Genomic DNA, 21,534 nt, shown 5'->3' on the forward strand with positions numbered 1-21,534 from the left:
CGCCAGGGAAGTCGCCCCGTGCCGAAGTGCGGTGGACCGGTCCTACGACGGCTCACCCCCGGTCTCCTCCAGCAGTCCCGCGTCGTAGGCCAACAGGGCGATCTGCACCCGGTTGTTGAGGTGGAGCTTGGCCAGGATGCGGGAGACGTGAGTCTTGACGGTGGCGACGCTCATGAAGAGCGTGCCGGCGATCTCCGCGTTGGGCAGCCCCCAGCCGACCGCGACGGCGACCTCGGTCTCGCGGTCGTTGAGGGCGGCGACGCGCTCCCGCGCCCGCGCGCGGCGCGTGTCGGCGGCGGTGCCGGCCGCGTGGTCCATCAGCCGGCGGGTGACGGCCGGCGACAGGACGGGCTCACCGGCCGCGACCCGGCGCACCGCGGCGAGGATCTCGGCGGGCGGGGTGTCCTTGAGGACGAATCCGGCGGCGCCCGCACGCAGCGCCCGCAGCACCTGCTCGTCGGCGTGGAACGTGGTGAGGACGACGACCTGCGGGGCGTCCGGCCGCCCGCGCAGCCGCTCGGTGGCGGTGAGACCGTCGACCGACGGCATACGGATGTCCATGAGGACGACGTCCGGGCGGGCGCGGTCGACGAGCGCCTCGACCTCGGCGCCGTCGGCGGCCTCCCCGACGATCTCGATGTCCTCGGCGCCGCCCAGCATCAGGGACAGGCCGGCTCTCACCAGCGGGTCGTCGTCGACGAGGAGGAGCCTGATCGCAGTCATGGGCCCACGTAATCACGTGCGGGGCACGCGAGTTGGGTGCGCGGCGGGTTCGGCTGGGGCGTGTGGCGCGCTCTCACGGCCCGCTCCCCCCCACGGCAGCCAGGCCGACACGCGGAAGCCCCCGTCCGCGTCCGGGCCGTGCTCCAGCCGGCCGCCGGCCAGCGTGGCCCGCTCGGTCAGGCCGATCAGGCCCTGGCCGGAGCCGGGGACGGGCGGCACCGGGCCGTCCGGCGGAGGGTTCCCCACGGTCATGACGAGCCCGTCGCCCGGGGCGCCGGTGACCCGGACCGTGACCTCCGAGCCGGGGGCGTGTTTGCGGGCGTTGGTGAGACCCTCCTGGGCGATGCGGTAGGCGGTGCGGCCGACGGAGGCCGGGACGCCGGCCGGGTCGGTGACGCGGTTGTCGAGGGTGACCTTCATGCCGGCCTCGCGGGACTCGGCGGCGAGCGCGTCCAGCGCGGCGAGGGTCGGCTGCGGCCGGCCCGCGTCGTCGGCCCCGGCGGCGCGCAGGACGCCGATGATCTCCCGCAGGTCCTGGAGCGCCTCGTGCGCGCTCTCCCGGATGACTCCGGCCGCCCGGGCCACCTCCGCGCGGGGCGCGTCCGGCCGGAACTCCAGGGCGCCCGCGTGCACGCTCAGCAGCGTCAGACGGTGGGCGAGCACGTCGTGCATCTCGCGGGCGATGGCCTCGCGGGCGAGCCGCTGGGCCTGCTCGGCGCGCAGCCGCGCCTCCGTCTCCGCGCGCCGGGCCCGGTCCCGCAGACTCAGCATGAGCTGCCGTTTCGAGCGGGCGAGCATGCCCCAGCCGATGACCGTGAGGGTGAGCAGCACGGTGAGCGCGACGGCCACCACGTACGGCAGGTCGGGTTCGGGGCGCATCCAGTAGAACAGCGGGATCAGGGCGAGGGAGACCCCGCCGATCCAGGCCACGTACCGGAAGGGCCGGTGCACGGCGAGCGTGAACAGGACGACCATGCCGGCGCCGCCCGCGGTGTTCGACACGAGTCCGACCGGGATCATGGCGACGGCGAGGCCGAACGGCCATCTGCGGCGCAGCCAGACCGCGCCGCAGGCCAGGGCGCCGACGAGCTGGTCGGTGACGGCGAGCGCCGGCGACAGTCCGTGCTCGTCGGACAGGGCGTCGGCGGCGACCAGGCCGATGGCGACGGCCAGGAAGAAGCAGGAGAAGTCGACGATCCAGTCCCGCGCGGTGCGCCGGGGCCGTCGCCCGGACCGCGCGGTCTCGGGGTCGAGCGCGTGCACCACGGCGGAGGGCAGCAGCCAGCTGCGCAGCTGCGGCTCGGCGCGCGGCAGGGGCACCGGCGCGTTCGCCGGCACCGGCCGTGACGGTGTGGTCTCGTCTTCCCTCACGGTCGGCAAATCTATGCAGTGGCGGCCCGTGTCACCCCCCTGTGAGCGGGATCCGCGACCGAAGTCGCGGCGCCGTCGACTTTCGGCGTGAGCGCCCCGGCGTCCCGGATACGTCCGTCGGACGTGCCGCACCCTCGGAGTACTGCGTGCGGGGGGACCGTGGGGCGAGGGTCTTGTCCATGAAGCAGCTGCTGGAACTACTCGGATTCATCGCCCTGGTGCAGGGCGTGCTGGGGCTGTTGGACGCGTTCACCCACTGGCATCTGGGTCTCGTGCGGCGGTTCGGGTTCCTCGACGGTCACGAGGTCTACGCGAGCCTCGTCCTCGTGGTGCTGGCGTTCGCGCTGTTCGCCGTCGCCGAGAGCCGCGGGGCCCGCTGACCTCGGATCCGCCCCTGGCCCGACGTGCCGTTCCCGACGGCCTCGGCCCGACCGGCCGCGGCTCAGCCACCGCGGCCGGTCAGGGCGGGCGTGTCGTACGCCTGGGTGGGGAGCCCGGCGCGGCGGACGCCGCCGACGGCCGCCTCCGCCGTGGTGGCGCGAACGGTGCCGCCACCAGCGGGGCGGTCGGCGGACCCACGCCGTACGTCAAGCGGGGCGGTCGGCGGACCCGCGCCGTCCGTCAAGCGGGGCGGTCGGCGGACCCGCGCCGTCCGTCACCCGGAGGACGTCGAGAACAGGCCGCCGGTCGGTCCCTGCTTGTCGCCGCCCTGCGCCTTCCGCAGGGCGTTGGCGAGGCTCTCGATGGTGAGGGACTGGAGGATCACCCTGCCGCTGCCCTCCAGGGTGGCCAGGGAGAGACCCTCGCCGCCGAAGACGGCGTTCATGAGGCCCTGGCGGTTGAGTCCGCCGACGCGCTGGACGCCGTAGCGGATGCCCTCCTCGAAGGCGACGACGCACCCGGTGTCGACCTCGACGCGCCCGCCGAAGTCGGCCGGGTCGAGGTCGATGAAGTTGCCGGCGCCGGCGATGATCACCGTGCCGTGTCCGGTGAACTTCTCCAGGACGAAGCCCTCGCCGCCCTTCATCCCGGTGCGGCCGCCCTGGAAGGCGATCCCGAAGTCGACGGTGGACTCGGCCGCCACGAAGGCGTCCTTCTCCGCGAACCACGCGCGCGTGCCGTCCAGCTCCAGGGCACGCATCTCCCCAGGGAGCACGCCCGCGAAGCCGACGGTGCCCTCGCCGCCCTGCGCGGTGAAGTACTGGAAGGCCAGCGACTCCCCCGCCAGGGCGCGCTGGCCGGCCTGCATGGCCGTGCCCATGGCCTGGCGGAGCATGCCGCCCATGCCGCCGCCCTGCGCCTGCCCGCCGCTGTTCGACGGGCCGGACAGGCGGGTCTCCATGGTCACGTTCGTCGTCTTGAACAGGAACTTGCCGGCCTCGCAGTAGACGGTCTGGCCGGGGTGCAGGTTGACGATCGCCATCTGCATGGCGTTGCCGACGATCTCTTGCCGAAGTGTCACGAGAGGAGAACGTGCGAAGCGGAGGGAAGAGTTCCGGGCGGACGTGCCGGTACCCGAACGGGCGTGGGGAGCGGGGTCGCCCCCCGCCGGCCCTTCCCGTCCCCGGTGCTCCGCCCCCGCGCCCCCGTCGGCGGCCTGGACGGCCGCGCCCTCGGACGCCGGACGGACTGGAGGGCGCCGCCTGCGTTCCCTCAGACGCCCGGCGGGGTGGAAGGCGCTGTCAGCCGCCCAGTTCCCGGTGGCGGGTCCGCAGGTCGGATTCGCCCTGTTCGGTGAGGGAGCCGAAGAGGCGGAGGCGGGAGATGCCGCCGTCGGGGTAGATGTCCAGGCGGGCGTGGGTGCCGGTCGCCGGGGCCGGGAGGACGAAGCGGTGGTTGGTGTCGGGCTGGAGGCGGGTGCGCGGGAGAAGCTCGCTCCAGTCGCCGTCCTCGCCGTCCCGGACCGACACCGAGGCCCAGCCCGCGCTGTTGCCCTTCAGGAACGCCGTGTCGATCTCGACCGCGCGGACCTGTGCCTGCGCGACCAGCCGGTAGGTGATCCAGTCGTTGCCGTGGTCGCGCCGGCGGCGGGTCTCCCAGCCGTCGTCCATCTTGTGGGAACGGCCCGGCTGGATGGTGTGGGAGGCCGGGGAGTAGAAGAGGTTCGAGGCGTCCTCGGCCCGGCCGCCGTTCTCCAAAGCGACCACGTCGAAGGTGCCGAGCGCCGCCAGCCATCGGGGGTCAGGAACGATCTCGCCGTACACCCGCAGGCGGGCGATGCCGCCGTCGGGGTGCTGGTTGACGCGGACGTGCGTGAAGCGCTGCTCCAGCGAGACGGCGAACCCGTTGGCCGCGTGGCCGCCCACGGGGGTGCGCGGCACCAGCGTCGTCCACTTCACCTCGTCCGACAGCAGGTCCTGCGGCGAGGGGAAGCCCGGTACCGAGGTGCCCTCCACGGACACGGCCTGCGGGTAGTTGCCGCGGAAGTGGGCCGTGTCCACGACGATCCCGCGGATCACACCGGGCGCGCCCAGGCGCACCAGCGCCCAGTCGTGGTCCTCGGCCGCGGGCCAGGGGTGTTCGGCCGAGGCCCCGCGGCGGCGCCGGGTCTCCCAGCCGTCCATGATCTTGCCCTTGTGCCCGAAGCGTTCGGGGTCGAACGCGGCCGGTCCGGGCACGAGGAGGTTCTCGCGCTCGGCGAAGAACTCGTCGTTGGCGGCGATGACGCCGGCGCCCAGCCGCCGGTCGGCGAGGTCGGCGTGCCGGGTGAAGGGGAAGTCCGCCGTGCGGTAGTCGGCGTAGGGGTCACCGCCTCCGTAGGGGTGCGCGTCTCCGGTGAAGCTTTCGGTCGCCGTCACGGTGATCAGGTCTGCCTTTCGGGAGTCGGCCGCTGCGGGTGCGGGGGCGGGGCGGATCAGGGGGTACGGGTGAGCAGTCGGCCCTTCGGTTCGGTGAACTCGCCGTCGGCGACGATGCGTTCGCCGCGCAGCCAGGTCGACTTCACGACGCCGTACAGGGTCTTGCCGGCGTACGCCGTGACCCGGTTGCGGTGCTGGAGGGCGGCCGGGTCCACGGTGAACGTCTCGTCGGGTGCGAGGACCGCGAAGTCGGCGTCACGGCCGGCCTCGATGGCGCCCTTGCGGTCCAGTCCGACCAGGTCGGCCGTGCGGGAGGACATCCAGCGGACCACGTCCTCGAGACCGTGGCCCCGTCTGCGGGCCTCGGTCCACACGGCGGACAGGCTGAGTTGGAGCCCGGAGATGCCGCCCCAGGCGGTCGCGAAGTCGTCCGTCTTGAGGTCCGCGGTCGACGGCGAGTGGTCGGTGACCACACAGTCGATGGTGCCGTCCGCGAGCGCCTGCCACAGCAGGTCCTGGTTGGCCGCCTCGCGGATGGGTGGACAGCACTTGAACTCGCTGGCCCCGTCCGGGACTTCCTCGGCGGTGAGGGTGAGGTAGTGGGGGCAGGTCTCGACGGTGACGCGGACGCCCTCCGTCCGGGCGGCGGCGATCAGCGGCAGCGCGTCACTCGACGACAGGTGCAGGACGTGCACCCGCGCGCCCAGCCGCTTCGCCTGCGTGAGGAGGTGCGCGATCGCGGTGTCCTCGGCGTCGCGCGGGCGGCTGGCGAGGAAGTCGGCGTACCGGGGGCCGCCCCGCTGCGGGGCGGCGTCCAGGTGGTGGGGGTCCTCGGCGTGCACGATCAGCAGGCCGCCGAAGGAGGCGATCTCGGCCAGTGAGCGGGCGAGGCCGTCCTGGTCGAGGTGCGGGAACTCGTCCACACCGGACGGCGAGAGGAAGGCCTTGAAGCCGAAGACGCCCGCCTCGTGCAGGGGGCGGAGGTCCTCGACGTTGCCGGGCAGCGCGCCGCCCCAGAAGCCGACGTCGATGTGCGCCTTCTCCTCGGCGACGGCCCTCTTCGTACGGAGGTGGTCGACCGTCGTGGTCGGCGGCAGGGAGTTGAGGGGCATGTCGACGAGGGTGGTGATGCCGCCGGCGGCCGCCGCGCGGGTGGCGGTCCAGAAGCCCTCCCACTCGGTCCGGCCGGGATCGTTGACGTGCACGTGCGTGTCCACCAGGCCGGGCAGCAGGACGTCGTCGCCGAGGTCCTCCAGGCGCGCGCCGGACGGCACTTGGACGTCGTACGGCAGGACGGCCCTGATCGTGCCCCCGGCGACCGCGACCGAGGCGGCCCGCGTTCCCTCCGGGGTGATGACGCGTGTCGAGCGCAGCACCAGTTCTGCGCCGCTGACGTCGGACACCGGGACCCCTCTCTGCCGCCGCCGCGCCGTTACTTCCGGGAAACGGAAGTAACTTCCACGTAACGGAATTCAACTTTCTGTTGAAGGAGTCTTCACTCCCACCCGCACCCCAGTCAAGAGGCACACTTCTCCACAGTGCGCCCGCGGCGGCGACTCTGGACGTTTCCATAAGGCGGAATTAAACTTCCAACAAGCAGAACGCAGGTACGTCCAACCGGGCGTAGACCGGCCGACGGGTAGGCTTCTGCCCTTCCCGCCCGCCCGAAAGGAACGCGCCGTGCCGACGTCCAGCGCCAGCACCACCGACTCCGCCAAGTCCTCCGCCGGCGGGGGCGTCCAGTCCCTGGAGCGCGCCTTCGACCTGCTGGAGCGGATGGCGGACGCGGGCGGCGAGGTCGGGCTGAGTGAGCTCTCGGCGAGCAGCGGGCTGCCGCTGCCCACCATCCATCGCCTCATGCGCACCCTCGTGGCCTGCGGGTACGTCCGCCAGCAGACCAACCGCAGGTACGCGCTGGGCCCCCGTCTCATCCGGCTCGGCGAGTCCGCGGCCCGACTGCTCGGCACCTGGGCCCGCCCCTATCTGGCCCGGCTGGTCGAGGAGACCGGCGAGACGGCGAACATGGCCCTGCTGGACGGCGACGAGATCGTGTACGTGGCGCAGGTGCCGTCCAAGCACTCGATGCGCATGTTCACCGAGGTCGGCCGGCGGGTGCTGCCGCACTCCACGGGCGTCGGCAAGGCCCTGCTGGCCAACACCCCGGACCACGAGGTACGCGCCCTGCTCGCCCGGACCGGCATGCCCGCCGCGACGGACAAGACGATCACCACTCCCGACGGTTTCCTGGCCGCTCTGGAGGAGGTGCGCCGGGCCGGCTACGCGATCGACGACAACGAACAGGAGATCGGCGTCCGCTGCCTGGCCGTCTCGGTGCCCGACTCCCCCACCGCCGCCGCCATCTCGATCTCCGGCCCGGCGGGCCGGGTCACGGAGGCGGCGACGGACAGGATCGTCCCCGTACTGCAGCAGGTGGCCTCGGAACTGTCGGAGGCCCTGGCGAGTTCGGGGCCCGCGGCCTAGGTGGGTGTACGCCTCGACGGGGGCCTGACTCTCCTCCCCCCGCGCGGCTCAGCACGCCGCATGGGCGCTTAGGATCCGCGCATGGACGCACAGCAGCAACAGCACTCGGCACCGGGCGCCTATCTGGCCTTCGTGCAGGGCAGGTTGGCCGAGGACGGATGCGCCACGCGGTGGGAGGACTGGGCCGGGGTGCCCGTGCTCGTCGGGCGGCGGGCCGAGTTCCGGATGCGCTGGATGGCGACGAAACTGCATCTGTTCACCGTGGCCGCGGCGGTGGAGGAGATAACGGTGCCCGTCGTCTCCGCCTTCACCGACCAGGTGATGAAGTACGCCAAGGACACCAAGGGCGGACTGCCCGTCGGCCTGCAGAACGGCGTCGGCGCCTTCCCGCTGCTGGTCAGCGACCGGGTCGATCCGGCGGCCGTGCAGTGGGCGGAGGCGCAGCAGCGGATCAAGTTCGCCTGTATGACACGGCCCGTCGTGGTCGACAGTGCGCGCCAGTACGTGGGGATGTACCGCGGCAAGCCGGCCCTCGGCCGCGTGTACGCCTCGTACTTCCTCGAGAAGGGGACGCGGTACTTCTACAGCCAGTGAGCCGACGGCGCGGTCAGGCCCGGTGGCCCAGCACGTTCACCACCCGCCCGTTCGGATCGCGGACGAGAAACCGTCGTACACCCCACTCCTCGTCCCGCAGATCCCGCAGGACCTCCGCGCCCGATGCGAGCACCCGCGCGTACACGGCGTCGACGTCCTCGACCTCCACGCTCAGGTCGGGGACGACGGGCGCCGTGCGTTCCCCGGTGAGGAAACTGATCTGGGCGGTGGGGTTGGCCGGGGAGGCGAGGGTCATGACCCAGCCCAGGTTCATGACCTCCTCGAGGCCGAGCAGGCCGTAGAAGTCACGGTTGGACGACATGTCCTGCTCGGAGCCGACCTGGATGTCGGGGACGATCCTGCGGACGGTCATGGGCGGTGCCTCCTGGCGGCTCACGGGGGCGGGACGGCGGGGCGGAGTTCGTCACGTGCCGGGAAGGTGAGCAAGCATTCGGAAACCCTCGTCGCCGTCGGTCGGCTCCCTCCAGTGTGTCCTGAACCGCCGGGCCGGCACGAGAACGGGACGTTCGCCGCACTGGACGCGGCTCCATGCGCCGGGCCGGGGCGGTGCTGTGCTGTGCTGTGCTGTGCGGGACACCTTCCCGGCTGCGAGGACCCCGAGGACGACGCCGGGGCACGGTCCAGCAGTCGCTGGTTCGCGTCGATGGCTGCCCGGCCATCGAACCACTGTTGACGGTCCCGGAGATCGCGGACCGTCCGCAGACCTCCCTCCACGTCGGCACGAGGCCTTCGATGGTGCACAGGTGCACCCACGTGCCAGGATCACCTGCACGCATGGATCACGCGGCGGTGAAGTCGGCGGCCTCGGCCTCCAGTGTCGTGTCGCCGTCCTGCGCGGTAGCCAGGACCGCGAGGTGCCACCGGCCGCGCGGGGACCCGTCGGCTTCGGCGCGGGTGACGGCCACCGTGTAGGTGCAGCGCACGGTGTCCTCACCGGACGGCTTGCAGACGTCCGACTCCGCGCCGGCCATGTCCTGCACGCCGTCGCCTCACCTCGAAGCGCGCGTGAACCAGCCGGGGCTGGCCGTGGTGCACATCGCGGCGTGCGACGACCAGACCGCCGTCGCCCCGCGGGTACTGCTCGCCGAAGCGTGACAGCCCCTCTCCAGCCCGGACACCGAGCGGAGACGGCGTCCTGGACCCGCCACACCAGGCCGGATGGCGAAACGCTGCTGGAGTATCACGCGGTTCGGTTTCTCCTTCTCAGCGCAGCTGTTCGGCCAGTCCGACGATGATGCCCTCCGGGCCGCGGACGTAGCAGAGCAGATAGCTGTCCTCGAACCGGGCGAGCTCGCCGACGAGTTCGGCGCCGTGAGGGCGCAGGCGGGCGACGGTGTCCTCGATGTCGTCGACGGCGAACATGACGCGGTGCGTGCCCAGGATGTTGTGCGGCCTGTTGCGCGGCCCGGCGCTGATCGCCGCGGGGCTGCGGTACTTCGACAGCTCGAGCCGGCTGTGACCGTCCGGGGTCCGGACCATCGCGATGTCACAGCGGACGCCGTCGAGTCCGGTGCACTGGTCGGCGACGAGGCCCTCGACCTCCGCCCTGCCCTCCAGCTCCATACCGAGTTCCACGAAGAACGCGATGGCGGCATCCATGTCCTCGACGACGATGCCGACGTTGTCCATCCGCTGAATCGCCATGCTGGCTTCTCCTTCTTCCGCGTGCGGCCGGCGGTGGCCGCTGATGTCCCTGGGACGGAGCCGGTGGCACGCTCTCGACAACCTCAGACCGCCGAACTCCGAGAAATCTGGATCACGCCTCAGCACCGCTGCAGCGGGCCCGCGAGCCAGGCGCCACCACCGAGGGTGAGTGCGCAGGTGGCCGCTCCCAGGAAGACGATCAGCCGCAGCGTGCCGTCCCCGCTCTTCCATGCTTCCTCGACGATTCACAGCGTGCGCGCTTGAGCACTGCGCCTCCCCGACACATTCACGGTGCCGGGTCACCCCTGGCGGGTGGGGTTCCCCGTGCCGCTCGCCCTCGCCGCGCCCGTCCGGGCCCCGCCGCGCGGCACCGGCGCGAGCCGGGGGCCGCGCTGGCCCCCTCCGGTTGGGCTTCGCACCGTCAGTCGGCGCCACCGGCGGTGGGACGTGTCAGCGCGGTCAGGACCAGGATGGCCAGGCCACAGCCGGCGATGATCCACCAGGCCGCCGGGCGTGTCCCAGCGGCGATCGTGGCGCCGATCACCGCGACGCCGAGCGAGGAGCCGACCTGGCGGCTGGTCGCGGCGATGGCGGCGGCCACCCCGGCCTGGGCGCGCGGCAGGCCGGAGACCGCCGTATGGGTGATCGGCGCGTTGACGAAGCCGAAGCCGAGGCCGAACAGCGCGTAGGTCAGGGACAGGAGTGTGTAGGAGGGGTGGGAGGAGCGGGTGGCGAGCACGGCCAGCAGTCCGCTGGCGGTGATGCCCGCCCCTGCGAGCAGCAGCGGGATCCGCGGGCCGCGGCTGCCCACGATCCGCCCGGACAGCGGCGGGCACACCAGGGCCGGCACCGCCATCGGCAGCAGGTGCAGGCCGGCGTCCAGGGCGCTCAGGCCCAGGACTCGTTGCAGGTAGACGGTGTTGGCGAACAGGAAACCGCCGAGTGCGGCGAAGGCGAGGACCGCGGTGGCGGTGGCCCCGCTGAAGGACGCGCTGCGAAACAGGCGGGGGTCGATGAGAGGTTCCGTGCGACGGCTCTCGTAGGGAACGAAGCCGACCAGCGCGCCCGTGGCCGTGATGAGGCACGCCACGATCGGCGGGGAGGTCCAGCCCTGGTCCGGCGCCTCGATGATGGCGTACGTGAGGGTGCAGAGGAAGGTGATGGCCAGCAGTTGGCCCACTGGGTCGGCACGGCGGGCGTGAGGCGCCCGTGACTCGGGGATGTACAGCGTGGCGAGAAGCAGCGCGGCCAGGCCGATCGGCACGTTGAGCCAGAACACCGACCGCCAGCCGGCCGACTGCACCAGCGCGCCGCCGAGGATCGGTCCGGCCGCCATGCTGATGCCGACGACCCCGCCCCATACACCGATCGCGCGCGCTCGCTCGCGGGGCTGGGTGAAGGAGTTGGTGAGGATGGCCATGGCGACCGGTGTGAGCATGCAGCCGCCCAGTGCCTGCACCATCCGGAAGACCACCAGCCACCCAAGCGTCGGCGCCAGGCTGCACAGCAGCGACCCGCCGGTGAAGACGAGGAGTCCGAGCCGGAAGATCCGCCGTCGCCCGACGCGGTCGGCCGTGGAGCCGGCCAGGGTCAGGAGCGAGGCGAGCACGATGGTGTAGGCGTCGAGCGTCCACTGCAGGCCGGAGACCGAGGAGTCGAGGTCGCGCTGTATGGCGGGCAGCGCGACGTTGAGGATGGTGGTGTCGAGGCTGACCAGCAGCACGCTGAGGCAGCACACGGCCAGAACGATCGACTGCCGCCGCCGGAGGGCGGGTTCGGCCGACGCGTGCCCTCCGGTCGGCTCGCGTGGCCCGGATGTCTCCGGCGGTTCAGGCGGTTCTGACGCTTCGGGTGCTTGCAGGGCTACGGACATGTGGTGGCCCCGGATCAGTCGGTGGGCCGGGTGGTGGCGTAGGCGTCCGCGAAGTCCCACACCACGGGCAGGAGTTGTTCGGGGGTCTCCACCTGGGGCATGTGACCGGTGCCGGGCAGCAGTTCGAACCGGGCACCGGGGATGGCTGCCGCGTAGGCCCGTCCGTAGTCCGCGTCCACGACCTGGTCGCTCTCTCCCCAGGCGACCAGGGCGGGCACCGTGGCCTTGGCCAGACGCTCGCGCAGGGTGGGATCGGCCATGCTGTCGGGGCCCGCGTAGATCTGCAGCGCGGTGCGGTTGCCGGCCATGACCGCGCGCTGTTCGTCGGAGAGCGAGCTGGGGTCGAAGCGGAACTTCGAGGGGTCGTGGAAGGAGAGCCGGGACAGCTCGACGGGGGTGAGGGAGAAGGTGTCGGCGACGGGGTGGCCGGGGACGTCGACGCCGACCGCGTTGATGAGGGTGACGCTCGTGATCCGCTCGCTGCCGAGCGCGGCGATCTCGGCGGTGATCCACCCGCCGATGGAGTTGCCGACGACGGCCACGTCCTCCAGGCCGAGCACGTCGAGCAGCCGTATGTACGCCTGGGCCAGGGCGGTGACGTCGGTCAGCCAGTCGGGTCGAGCGGTGGCGCCGAAGCCGGGGTGGACGGGGACGAAGACCCTCGCCGGCCGCTGCTCGGACAGGAACGCGGCGAACGCGGTGACGGTCTGGGGGCCGCCACCGCCGTGCAGGAGCAGGAAGGGGCGCCCCTTCTCGCCGTGGAGGTCGACGGTGATGTCGAGGTCGCCCTCGTCGAGGGTGACGGTGTGCGTGGTGCTGATCACGGAAGTGCTCCTCAAGTGAACTGTTCTGCGCGGAGGTTGGGCGGTCTACGGGTGAAGGCGGCGTAGTCGGCGGGGCGTTACGCGAAGTCGGTGGCGGGGACGGTGGCGTAGCGGCTCATCACCGCGATCGTCGACTCCGGGTTCAGCTCCTGGCCGCCGGCGATCATGTCCCGCAGGTCGCGGAAGTACTGCACGTACAGGTCGGGCGTGAAGGTGTTGAGCATCACCGCCGGCTCGTCGCCGGGATTGGCGAACGTGTGCGGTGCGCCGGGCGGGATCATCGCGAGCGTGCCGGCCGGGGCGACGTGGGTCGCCTCGCCGACGGTGAAGTGCACGGTGCCGGAGACGACGTAGAAGCCCTCGTCGTGCTGGGCGTGCCGATGCTGGGGCGGGCCCTGGGTGTGCGGGGCGATGGTGATCTCACCGATGCCGAGACGGTGCCCGGTGGTGCTGCCGTCCTCCAGGATGCGCATCTGCGTCGGGCCCAGGCGGATCGTCTCGCCGTCGTCGGGACCGACCACCGATACCTCGTTCACTGCGGGCTCCTCGCTCGTGCCGTTCATGGCCATGCCCTTCGTTTGTGAGAGCGGGCTCTCACGAACCCTCGGGAACGAAACTAGAGGGTTGGCCACCGTTATGCAAGTGCACTCTCATAACGAGGGCCGACCGTGCTAAAGTGTGCCGGGATGTTCCGGGATGTGCACAGGCAGGAAATGAGGACGCATCGATGGCGACGACGCAGACCGACACCGGCCGCACCAACCAGAAGAAGCGCACGCGTACGGCGATCGTGCAGACCGCCCGTGAACTCATCGACACGGGCGGCGAGGTGACCATGCCGGAGATCGCCCGCGCGGCCCTGGTCTCGGAGGCCACCGCCTACCGGTACTTCCCCGATCTGCCCTCCCTGATCAGCGAGGCCCTGGCCGGTGTCTGGCCGGCCCCGGCCGAGGCGCTCGCGCCGGTCGCGGACTCCGCCGACCCCGTCGAACGCGTCGCCTTCGCCTGCGAGTTCCTGCTCCGCGGCATACTCGGCCGCCAGGGATCGGTGCGCGCGATGATCTCGGCCACCATCACCCAGCCCGCGACAGCGTCCGCACGCCCCGGGATCCGCTTCGGCCTGATCGACCACGCGCTCGCCCCCCTCGAAGGCACGCTGGGAACGACGGATCCGGAAGGCTTCACCCAGCTCAAGCGGGACCTCGCCGTGGTCGTCAGCGCGGAGGCGCTCTTCACGCTCACCGACCTGTGCGGGCTCGATCCACAGACCGCGGTCGCCAGCGCCGTACACACGGCGACCACCCTGACCGAAGCCGCGGTGCGCGCGACCTCATAGCGGCCCGGAGGCTGCCGCTCCTTTCCGCCGTGCCCGGCGCGGAACCGCCCGCCGCGCAGCTGGGAGCGCCGGCCGCGGAACGACGCGCAGGATGTGGGCGGCCACCACAGCGAGCGGGTGGTCGGCCCGAGCGGCGTGGGCGAGATCACGGGCGGCGATCAGTGCGCTGATGCCGTTGGAGTCGCAGCATTCCGGGCCGGTCAGGGCCAGGACGTGGCGCCGGCCCGGCTGTGAGCGTGGTCAGCCGGTCCCGCGGTTCGGTGGCGGTGGTGCAGTCGATTCCGCCTGTGATCTCCAGGACGGGACCGGTCGTGGCGTCCCGGGCGGTGATCTTCAGCCCGGGCTCATTCGGCGGTTCCGGTCCCGGGGCCGGGGGCGGGAACGCCGAGGGCGAGCAGGGCGGTGTCGTCGTCGAGTCTGTCGCCGAAGTCGTCCAACAGGCCCGTCAGGGCCTCGACGACGGCTTGCGGGGACCGGCCGGCGTGTTCGGCGGTGAAGTCTCGCAGCGCCTCGTCCCCGTACAGGCTGCCGCGGTCCTCGCTGGTGCGGGCCTCGGTGAGGCCGTCGGTGTAGAGCAGCAGGGTGTCGCCGGGTGCGAGGACGGTGGTCGCGGTGGCGAAGCGGGCGTCGGGCAGGGCGCCGACGAGGAAGCCGCCAGGGGTGGGCAGGAAGTCGGCCGTGCCGTCGGCCCGCAGGACGAGGGCCGACGGGTGGCCGCCCGAGGCGATGCGGACGGCGGCCTGCCCGGTCACGGAATCGGGTTCGACGATGCCGAAGACGACCGTGCAATAGCGCGGATCACCACCGGTGTAGCGCGCGTGCAGCACCTTGTTGAGGGTGGAGAGGGCGGAGACGGGGTCAGGGTCGTGCAGGGCTGCGGCACGCAGCGTATAGCGGGTCAGCGAGGTGACGGCGGCGGCCTGGGGGCCCTTGCCGCACACATCGCCCAGGAAGAAGGCGAAGCGTTTGCCGTCGACGGGGAAGAGGTCGTAGAAGTCGCCGCCGAGCCGGTCGGGGGAGGCGGTGCGGTAGTGGACGGCCGTCTCCATTCCGGGCACGACCGGGAGGAAGTCGGGCAGCAGTGACTGCTGGAGCACGGCCAGAGCGTCCTGGAGCCGGGCTCGGTCGGCCTCCGCCTGTCTGCGCGCTTCCTCGGCTTCCTTCCGGGCCCGCAGGAGTTCGGCTTCGTAAGCGCGGCGGTCGCGGGCGTCGAAAAGGGTGGTACGGATCAGCAACGGCTCGCCACTGCCGCTCTGCTTGACCATGGAGGAGACCAGTACCGGCATGCGTCCGCCGTCGGCCCGTCTGATCTCCAGGGCGATGCCGCCGATCTCGCCCTGCATGCGCAGCAGCGGCGCGAAGTGCGTCTCGTGGTAAAGCTTGCCGCCCACGGTCAGCAGGTCGGTGAACCGCATCCTGCCCACCACCGCGTCCCGCTCCCGACCGAGCCAGTGCAGCAGGGTGCCGTTGATCTTCGCTATGGTGCCGTCCATCAGCGTGGACAGGTATCCGCACGGCGCGCTCTCGTACAACTCCTCGGCGCTGTCCTCCAGCAGCGCGGCGAACGCCGCATTCGCCGTCTTGTCGTCGCCGGTGCTCTGCGGGTCGGGTTGCTGCCCGGTCGGGTACATCAGCGCAGGCCGGCCAGGAATCCGGTGATCGCTCCGTTGGTGGCATCGGGCGCGGACAGGTGCGGGCAGTGCCCGGTGGCATCGAGGGTGATCAGCGTCGAGCCGGGGATCGCCTGGTGGACGAAGGCGCCGACCTCCCGGGGCGCGATGGCGTCCTGGGTGCATTCCAGCACGAGCGTCGGCACGCTCACCCGCTTCAGGTCGTCCCTCGAATCCGACAGGAACGTGGCCCGGGCGAAGACCTGCGCCATCTCCGGATCGGTGGCGCAGAAACTGTTCGTCAGCTCGTCACCGAGCTCGGGCCGCTCCGCGTTCCCCATGATCACCGGTGCCATCGCCGCCGACCAGCCCAGATAGTTGGACTCCAGTGAGCCGAGCAGCTCGTCGATGTCCTCCGCACTGAATCCACCCCGGTAGCCCTCGTCGTCGATGTAACGCGGTGACGGAGCGACCATCACCAGCGCCCCGATGCGCTCCGGAGCCAGGCCGGCGGCCAGCACCCCGATCATCGCGCTGACCGAGTGCCCCACGAACACCGCGTCACGCAGGTCCAGCGCTTCACACACCTCGACCACGTCCCGGGCATAGCCGTCGAGAGAGGCGTAACGCTCCGCCGAGAACGCGGCCGGATCCGAACGGCCCGATCCCACGTAGTCGAACATCACCACCCGGTAGTCCTCGGCCAGCGCCGGCACCGTGAGCCGCCACATGTTCTGATCACAGCCGAACCCGTGCGCCAGCACCACCGTCCGCCCCTGCGGATTGCCGGTGACGGTGACGTTGTTCCTGCGATCGATGTCCATACCCACCACCCTCTCAGACGCCACCCACCACTCCCGCACAGCAGCGGATAACCTCTTGCCGTACCCGCCTCCTTCACACCCTGCACACAAACGCTACGTCCCCGACGCCGTCCGACCTGTGCGCGGCCCGCGGGTGACGCACACCAGCGGGGCAACGATCGCACCTGCGACGAGCGGGTCCCCCTCCACCCGGCAGTGCGCGGGGCGGGCATCCGCCAACGGCGCGGCGACATGTGCCGAAGCATCGTCAAGCGTCCCGCCCCAACTCGGCGACCCGCTGCGCGTACTCTCCAGCGATCGCCCTGCTCGGGGCGATCGTCGCCGCCGCCCGGTACGCCTCCGCCGCCTCGCGGACGCGGCCGAGGCGGCGCAGCGCGTCCGCGCGGACGGCGGCCACCGCGTGGTTCCCGGCCAGCTGTTTAGGCGTGCCGAGGGCTTCGACGGCGTCCAGCTGCGCCTGCGGGCCGTCGCGCATCCCGACAGCGACCGCGCGGTTGAGCGCCACGACCGGGTTGCTTCGCAGAGCGAGGAGACGGTCGTACAACGCCACGATCGCCACCCAGTCGGTCGCGGCCGCGACCGGGGCGATTGCGTGCTGCGCGGCGATCGCGGCCTGGAGCGCGTACGGGCCGCCCGCCGTGACCGCCTCACCGGCGAGGGCCACGCCCTCGGCGATGAGCGCGTGGTCCCAGCGCATCCGGTCCTGGCGTTCCAGCGTGACCAGCCCGCCGTCCGCGTCGAGCCGGGCGGCGCGCCTCGAATGCTGGAGCAACAGCAGCGCCAGCAGCCCCCGCGCCTCCGGCTCCTGTGGCGCCTCGGCGGCGACGAGCCGGGCGAGCCGGACGGCCTCCTCGGCGAGCACGTCGCGGACGGTCGTGCCGTCGCTCGGTGCGTACCCCTCGGTGAACACGAGGTAGATGACGGCGAGAACCCCTTCCAGCCGTTCGGCGCGCGCCCCGGGCGGCGGCACCCGGTAGGGGATCCCGGCCGTCGCGATCTTGCGTTTCGCCCGCAGGATCCGCTGCGACACGGTGTCCTCGCCGACCAGGAAGGCGCGGGCGATCTCGCGCGTGGTGAGGCCGCTGACCGCGCGAAGGGTCAGTGCCACCCGGGATTCGAGAGGGAGCGCCGGGTGGCAGCAGGTGAACACCAGCCGCAGCCGCTCGTCCCCGGGCGGCTGCGGCTCGCGGACCGCCTCGATCGCGGCGACCTGTGCAAGCTTGCCGCGCTCGGCCGTCCGGCGGCGCAGCACGTCCAGGGCGCGGTGCCTCGCGGCGGTCACCAGCCATGCCCCCGGCCGGTGCGGTACGCCGTCCCGCTCCCAGGCCGGCAGGGCGCGGGCGAACGCGTCCTGCGCGCAGTCCTCAGCCAGCTCCCAGTCCCCGGTCATGCCCACGACCGTGCCGAACACGACGCCCCACTCGCCGCGGTACGCCTCGGCGAGCGCCGCCCGCACCTCCGCCGGCCCGGTTTTCACGAGAAGTCCGTCCAGAACTCACGCAACTCGGCGATCCCGGACCGCGCCATCGGGGAGCGGGAGAGGTAGTCGATCGCCTCCTCCCACTCGCCGTCGACGAACACGATCCCGGACACCCACTCCCGCACGTCCGTGTACGCGCCATCGGTGATCAGCAGTTCCCCCGCGCGGCGGCGCACGAGGGTGGCGTCCTCGACGGGATGCAGGTGCCGCCCGCCGAGACAGTGGCCGGACGCGAGGCCCTCGCGGACCCACTCGGCCACCGCGGCGGGGTCGGGGGCATCGGACAGCGCACTCGGGTCCGTCCGGAAGATCCCGAGGAAGCGAGAGGCGGGCGCGTCGCCCTCATGCGGGACGTTCTCGGTGCCCGGTCCGAGGTCGAGCGGTTCGACCGGCCGGATCTCGATGCGTCCGCCGGTCGCCATCGGATGCGACGCAGCGACCTCGATCGCCTCGTCGAGGTCGGCGGCCTCAATGAGGTCGTATCCGGCGATCCACTCGGCTGTCTCGGCGAACGGGCCGTCGGTGACCAGCATCCGGTCGCCGCGGACGCGGACCGTCCTGGTCTCGGTGACCGGCTTGAGAGGCATTCCCTCGACACGGATGCCGCGGTCGTTCCACTGCTCGACCCACGCCTGGGGGTTCTCGTCGGTCGGTTCCCCGGCGGGGTCGGTGGCGACGAACAACACGTACTCCATGACCGTTCTCCTTTCGGGTGTTTCACGAGGACGACGAAGGGCCTCCGCGGAATCCGACAGGTGACGAGGATTCCGTCGACGATATCTCCGTCCGGACGTCAAGACCGTGGCCGGCCGGCGGCGCGCATAGGCTGCGCGTGCCCAGGTGACCACCGCCGCCTCTCCACACAGAGGGGGCGGGCGGTACCAACAGGGGTGTGTGGCTCGGCTGCAAGGGGGGCTTTGGGCCACGCGCCGCGACTGGTGCGCGGACCCGGCATCCGACCCGTGCGCGCCGCAGTGCTGGACAAGGCCGGCCCGGGCACTTCCGGTACTACCTGGCGCTCGCCGCCCGGACCGAGGCGTGGGCGCGGCAGGATCGGGTCAACCGCGACGCCGCGTCGGTGGTGTTGACGGGGCGGAAGAAGGGATCAGCCCACCCGGCGCGCTGCCCGGGTGAAGGCGTGCGAGGGCTTCGGGTCCGTCGAAGGAGCTGGCTCGTGCCGACGATCGACAGCCGTGCAGGGCCGCTCGCGGATGTCGGTGGAGAGCCGTAGCCTCCGTCCGTGAGTGGGAGCAAGACACTCACGACGGTGCTGCCTGTGGTCACCCTGCCGCCCGCTAGTCGAAGTCGTAGTCGATGAAAGCGAGGCAGACAACGGTTCCGTCCGGCTCCACTGCCGAGTAGCCGTCCCTCTCCTCCCCCTCGACAGGAAAGAACAGGGCGTTGCCTCCGCGGTCCGGATCGGTGATGATCTCGGCGTAGTTGGCTTGGCGACCCTCCCTGTCGCCGGCCGCGATGACGCACTTGGCGTCGCGGAGATGGGCCTCGGCGCCTTCCTCGCCGGCCCGCTTCGGGTCGAACGGGTCGCTGCACAGGACGGCGTATCCGTCCAGCGGGGCCGGTTCGTAGCCGTTGTATCCATCCCCCCAGTCGGCCGCCGCGATACGGGCGGCGTCCGCCAGCGGCACGACGACGATGTCGGCCCGGGCGACTGGAGGCTTGTCGTCCTCCCGGCACCAGTGGAAGCCCGCGTACACCGGAGCCTTGCTCAGTCCTGCGGGCAGTCCGTCGTGATACCAGCCGCCGCGCCCCATCCCGAACCAGGTAACCGTCCCATCCAGCGTCAACTCCCCTATGTAGGCGAACCATTCTGCTTTGACCGTGCACACCTCGCGATTGCGGTTGATGTGATCCACACATCGCCGTAACAGGGTGTCAACGGGGTCCGTGACACCCACAAAGTCTTCTGGATCCTTGACTGAGGTCATGACACGCAGAGTGGCACAGGGGTCTGACAGCGCCGCCTCCCCACCACTAGTGCCGTGGCAGGCAACGTTTGCCCGTGAAGGAGCGGCGTCCGGTGCGTGCTCTGGGGGTCCCCCCGGCCGGAGGCTGGGGGAGTGCCGGCCAGGGCCCTCGTACTGGACGTACTCGGGTCTTCGGCTGGTGCGGCGAGTGGGGGCACCTCCCACGCCCTTACGGCAGTGGGGGAGCGTGCCGGGCGTCGCGACGGGGCGAACGTTGCCTGTCGCGGCACTAGGCGGTGGGGGCCCTCAAGTCGGCGCCCACTGCCGACGAACCTTCGACAGCCTCGCGCCTTCACGAGTGAGCAGCCCGCGACCAACGCGGGCGATCAGCTCATCCCGCTGACTGACAACGCGTCAGCCGTGCCCCTCGACCGCTGCCCTGCGGGCCGATTGTAGGAGGATTGGCACAGCGCCCACATGAACCACGGCGACGTCCGCACGGAACACGAGCACCGCGGGATGGATGGCGTCGAAACAACGCCGTGGGGGGATCGGAGAGTGATGAACGGTACGCGAGCGGAGGACGACGACGCGCGCGGGGTGTTCTCGGTGGACTCGACCGCCCCGGGCGCCGCACCGCGGGGACACGACGCCTTCCGGCGCGGGTGGGAGACGCAGGTCGGCGACGATGTCTTCCAACTGCCGGCCTTCACCCCGGACACGGTCGGTGACTTCCGGGTCAAGGGCCGCGTGGCCAAGGTGCACGGCGCGGCGATCGCCGATCTTCACGCCGCGTCGGCGACCCGGACCGCGGACGCCCCGGGCGGCGATCAGGATCTGGTGGCAATGTACGTGGTGCGGCGCGGCGCATGGACTCTGGGCGGCCCGCCCGGTTACGGCGAGCAGACCGTACCGGCCGGGCAGTTCCTCGTCCGGCACGTCGGGCGCCTGACGGCCTTCGAGACGACGGCGCACCTCACGGCGAAGTTCTTCGTCCTGCCCCCCGGCGAGCTCAAACCCCTGCTCGGGAACCGGGCCGTCACCGGCCCGGCGGACTCGGCCGAGATACGCCTGCTGACGGCCTTCGCCAGCATGATCCAGACAACTGTGGCCGACCTCGGCCGGGTCGGTGTGGAAGCCGCCCACGGCGCGCTGATCGAGCTGGCCAAGGCGGTGGCGAAGGGCCGGTTCGACGATGTGGAACCCCGGCTGGCCCCCGCGCTCACCCAGGCGGCCAAGGACCTCGCGGACCGTCGGCTCGCTGATCCCGAACTTTCTCCTGCGATGCTCGCTCGTGAACTCAATGTCTCCGTCCGTACGCTGCACCGGGCATTCGCCGCCGTGGGAGAGCAGGTGACCACCTACATCCGCCACCGGCGACTGCACGAGGCCCGGCTCGCCCTCACCGCGCCGTCAGGTCGCCTGAGTATCTCGGAACTCGCCGCACACTGGCAGTTCGCGGACAGCAGCCACTTCACCCGGACCTTCAAGAAGCACTACGGTCAGACTCCCACCGAGTACGCCCGCTCGACCGCAGCGGCCTCACTCTCGTCGGACGGGCATCCGACGGGCCACGGGCCGACCGAGGGCAAGTGACCAAATGTGCGACCGCAGTTCAGCGGATGCCGCCTGCTCGTGTCCCGAGCAGGGCAGGGGGCGCTGTGGGCGGCCCGGGCATGTGACCGTGGCGGGATGTTGTCGATGAGGGCGCGGGTCTGGGTCACCTCGCCGGCTCTTCCCGCGGGGCCCTCGGTCGTTGCGGGAACTCGGCGGTTCCCGGCGAGCTGAGAGGTGATCCACCGCCCCGTGGCTCACTTGTGTTCGCTGCCCGCCTTCCACCGGCCGACCGACGACGGACCCGCGTCAGCTCCCCTCTTTCGCGCGCATGTGGCAGCCGTCCCCACAGACCTTGGACCCGTCGAGCCCGCCGGCCGCCTTGGGTTCGGCGAGCGGACCGGGGGGGGGGGGGGGGGGGGAAGAGACCCACCGCACCCGGTCCGGGGGGGGGGGGGGGGGGGGGGGGGGGGGGC

At 71.8% G+C, this 21,534-nt stretch carries 22 protein-coding genes; 6 read left to right on the plus strand and 16 right to left on the minus strand.

The features are described 5' to 3' along the window. Positions 1–42 precede the first annotated feature (42 nt). Entirely contained in the window at positions 43–723 is a 681-nt protein-coding gene (locus AC07AZ_RS01285) for a response regulator transcription factor (protein WP_478842513.1), read from the minus strand. A gap of 12 nt (positions 724–735) precedes the next feature. Continuing rightward, positions 736–2,061, minus strand: coding sequence for a sensor histidine kinase (locus AC07AZ_RS01290; protein ID WP_478843409.1), 1,326 nt, complete (start codon positions 2,059–2,061; stop codon positions 736–738). A 212-nt stretch (positions 2,062–2,273) separates the two neighbouring features. Here AC07AZ_RS01290 and AC07AZ_RS01295 point away from each other — a divergent pair, with 212 nt between their 5' ends. Further along, complete coding sequence (locus tag AC07AZ_RS01295; protein WP_478842515.1) at positions 2,274–2,474, plus strand: hypothetical protein; 201 nt, start codon at positions 2,274–2,276, stop codon at positions 2,472–2,474. Between the two features lie 275 nt (positions 2,475–2,749). On the opposite strand, the gene AC07AZ_RS01300 is transcribed toward AC07AZ_RS01295, so the two are convergent. The 3 genes from AC07AZ_RS01300 to allB form a co-directional block, all read right to left on the minus strand. Beyond that, complete coding sequence (locus AC07AZ_RS01300; RefSeq protein WP_478842517.1) at positions 2,750–3,556, minus strand: AIM24 family protein; 807 nt, start codon at positions 3,554–3,556, stop codon at positions 2,750–2,752. A 220-nt stretch (positions 3,557–3,776) separates the two neighbouring features. Further along, on the minus strand, positions 3,777–4,892 hold the full coding sequence (gene alc, locus AC07AZ_RS01305; RefSeq protein WP_478842519.1) for an allantoicase: 1,116 nt from the start codon (positions 4,890–4,892) through the stop codon (positions 3,777–3,779). A gap of 56 nt (positions 4,893–4,948) precedes the next feature. Beyond that, entirely contained in the window at positions 4,949–6,295 is a 1,347-nt protein-coding gene (gene allB / locus AC07AZ_RS01310) for an allantoinase AllB (protein WP_478842521.1), read from the minus strand. 277 nt (positions 6,296–6,572) lie between these two features. On the opposite strand from allB, the gene AC07AZ_RS01315 reads away from it, so the two are divergent. Then, the gene (locus tag AC07AZ_RS01315) at positions 6,573–7,373 is read left to right on the plus strand and encodes an IclR family transcriptional regulator (RefSeq protein WP_478842523.1); all 801 of its coding nucleotides are present in this window, start codon (positions 6,573–6,575) and stop codon (positions 7,371–7,373) included. A gap of 81 nt (positions 7,374–7,454) precedes the next feature. After that, positions 7,455–7,967: a levansucrase gene (locus AC07AZ_RS01320; protein WP_478842525.1), complete on the plus strand. Its 513-nt coding sequence runs from the start codon at positions 7,455–7,457 to the stop codon at positions 7,965–7,967. A 13-nt stretch (positions 7,968–7,980) separates the two neighbouring features. Here the strand turns inward: AC07AZ_RS01320 and AC07AZ_RS01325 are convergent, their stop codons facing one another. Together AC07AZ_RS01325 and AC07AZ_RS01330 are read right to left on the minus strand one after the other, a co-directional pair. Continuing rightward, positions 7,981–8,340 (minus strand): VOC family protein, encoded by a 360-nt coding sequence (locus AC07AZ_RS01325; RefSeq protein WP_478842527.1) that lies wholly within the window; start codon positions 8,338–8,340, stop codon positions 7,981–7,983. 427 nt (positions 8,341–8,767) lie between these two features. Next, positions 8,768–8,959, minus strand: a complete 192-nt coding sequence (locus tag AC07AZ_RS01330; RefSeq protein WP_478843411.1) for a DUF5707 domain-containing protein — start codon at positions 8,957–8,959, stop codon at positions 8,768–8,770. Positions 8,960–8,993: 34 nt separating this feature from the next. On the opposite strand from AC07AZ_RS01330, the gene AC07AZ_RS01335 reads away from it, so the two are divergent. Further along, on the plus strand, positions 8,994–9,083 hold the full coding sequence (locus AC07AZ_RS01335; protein ID WP_478842529.1) for a DUF6207 family protein: 90 nt from the start codon (positions 8,994–8,996) through the stop codon (positions 9,081–9,083). 108 nt (positions 9,084–9,191) lie between these two features. Here the strand turns inward: AC07AZ_RS01335 and AC07AZ_RS01340 are convergent, their stop codons facing one another. The 4 genes from AC07AZ_RS01340 to AC07AZ_RS01355 all read right to left on the minus strand — a co-directional run bounded on the left by AC07AZ_RS01340 (position 9,192) and on the right by AC07AZ_RS01355 (position 12,865). Continuing rightward, positions 9,192–9,632, minus strand: a complete 441-nt coding sequence (locus AC07AZ_RS01340; RefSeq protein WP_478842531.1) for a VOC family protein — start codon at positions 9,630–9,632, stop codon at positions 9,192–9,194. A gap of 421 nt (positions 9,633–10,053) precedes the next feature. After that, positions 10,054–11,370 (minus strand): DHA2 family efflux MFS transporter permease subunit, encoded by a 1,317-nt coding sequence (locus AC07AZ_RS01345; protein ID WP_478842533.1) that lies wholly within the window; start codon positions 11,368–11,370, stop codon positions 10,054–10,056. 149 nt (positions 11,371–11,519) lie between these two features. Then, a complete protein-coding gene (locus tag AC07AZ_RS01350) occupies positions 11,520–12,329 on the minus strand; it encodes an alpha/beta fold hydrolase (RefSeq protein WP_478842535.1) in 810 nt (269 codons plus the stop codon). A gap of 77 nt (positions 12,330–12,406) precedes the next feature. Further along, complete coding sequence (locus AC07AZ_RS01355) at positions 12,407–12,865, minus strand: cupin domain-containing protein (protein WP_478842537.1); 459 nt, start codon at positions 12,863–12,865, stop codon at positions 12,407–12,409. A gap of 191 nt (positions 12,866–13,056) precedes the next feature. Here AC07AZ_RS01355 and AC07AZ_RS01360 point away from each other — a divergent pair, with 191 nt between their 5' ends. Beyond that, positions 13,057–13,665 (plus strand): TetR/AcrR family transcriptional regulator, encoded by a 609-nt coding sequence (locus tag AC07AZ_RS01360; protein ID WP_478842539.1) that lies wholly within the window; start codon positions 13,057–13,059, stop codon positions 13,663–13,665. Positions 13,666–14,009: 344 nt separating this feature from the next. Here AC07AZ_RS01360 and AC07AZ_RS01365 read toward each other — a convergent pair whose 3' ends face one another. The 5 genes from AC07AZ_RS01365 to AC07AZ_RS01385 form a co-directional block, all read right to left on the minus strand. Continuing rightward, complete coding sequence (locus AC07AZ_RS01365; RefSeq protein ID WP_478842541.1) at positions 14,010–15,296, minus strand: PP2C family protein-serine/threonine phosphatase; 1,287 nt, start codon at positions 15,294–15,296, stop codon at positions 14,010–14,012. Further along, positions 15,296–16,099: an alpha/beta fold hydrolase gene (locus AC07AZ_RS01370; protein ID WP_478842543.1), complete on the minus strand. Its 804-nt coding sequence runs from the start codon at positions 16,097–16,099 to the stop codon at positions 15,296–15,298. Before AC07AZ_RS01370 ends, AC07AZ_RS01365 begins: the two co-directional genes overlap by 1 nt. Before the next feature lie 247 nt (positions 16,100–16,346). After that, positions 16,347–17,576, minus strand: a complete 1,230-nt coding sequence (locus AC07AZ_RS01375; protein ID WP_478842545.1) for an RNA polymerase sigma factor — start codon at positions 17,574–17,576, stop codon at positions 16,347–16,349. Continuing rightward, positions 17,573–18,274 carry a YciI family protein gene (locus AC07AZ_RS01380; RefSeq protein WP_478842547.1) on the minus strand — a complete coding sequence of 234 codons (702 nt, stop codon included), beginning with the start codon at positions 18,272–18,274 and terminating at the stop codon, positions 17,573–17,575. Before AC07AZ_RS01380 ends, AC07AZ_RS01375 begins: the two co-directional genes overlap by 4 nt. Positions 18,275–18,874: 600 nt before the next feature. Further along, complete coding sequence (locus AC07AZ_RS01385) at positions 18,875–19,525, minus strand: hypothetical protein (protein WP_478842549.1); 651 nt, start codon at positions 19,523–19,525, stop codon at positions 18,875–18,877. A 540-nt stretch (positions 19,526–20,065) separates the two neighbouring features. On the opposite strand from AC07AZ_RS01385, the gene AC07AZ_RS01390 reads away from it, so the two are divergent. After that, positions 20,066–21,100, plus strand: a complete 1,035-nt coding sequence (locus tag AC07AZ_RS01390; RefSeq protein WP_478842551.1) for a helix-turn-helix domain-containing protein — start codon at positions 20,066–20,068, stop codon at positions 21,098–21,100. The last annotated feature ends 434 nt before the right edge of the window (positions 21,101–21,534 follow it).

Source organism: Streptomyces sp. NPDC043878, assembly GCF_056435735.1.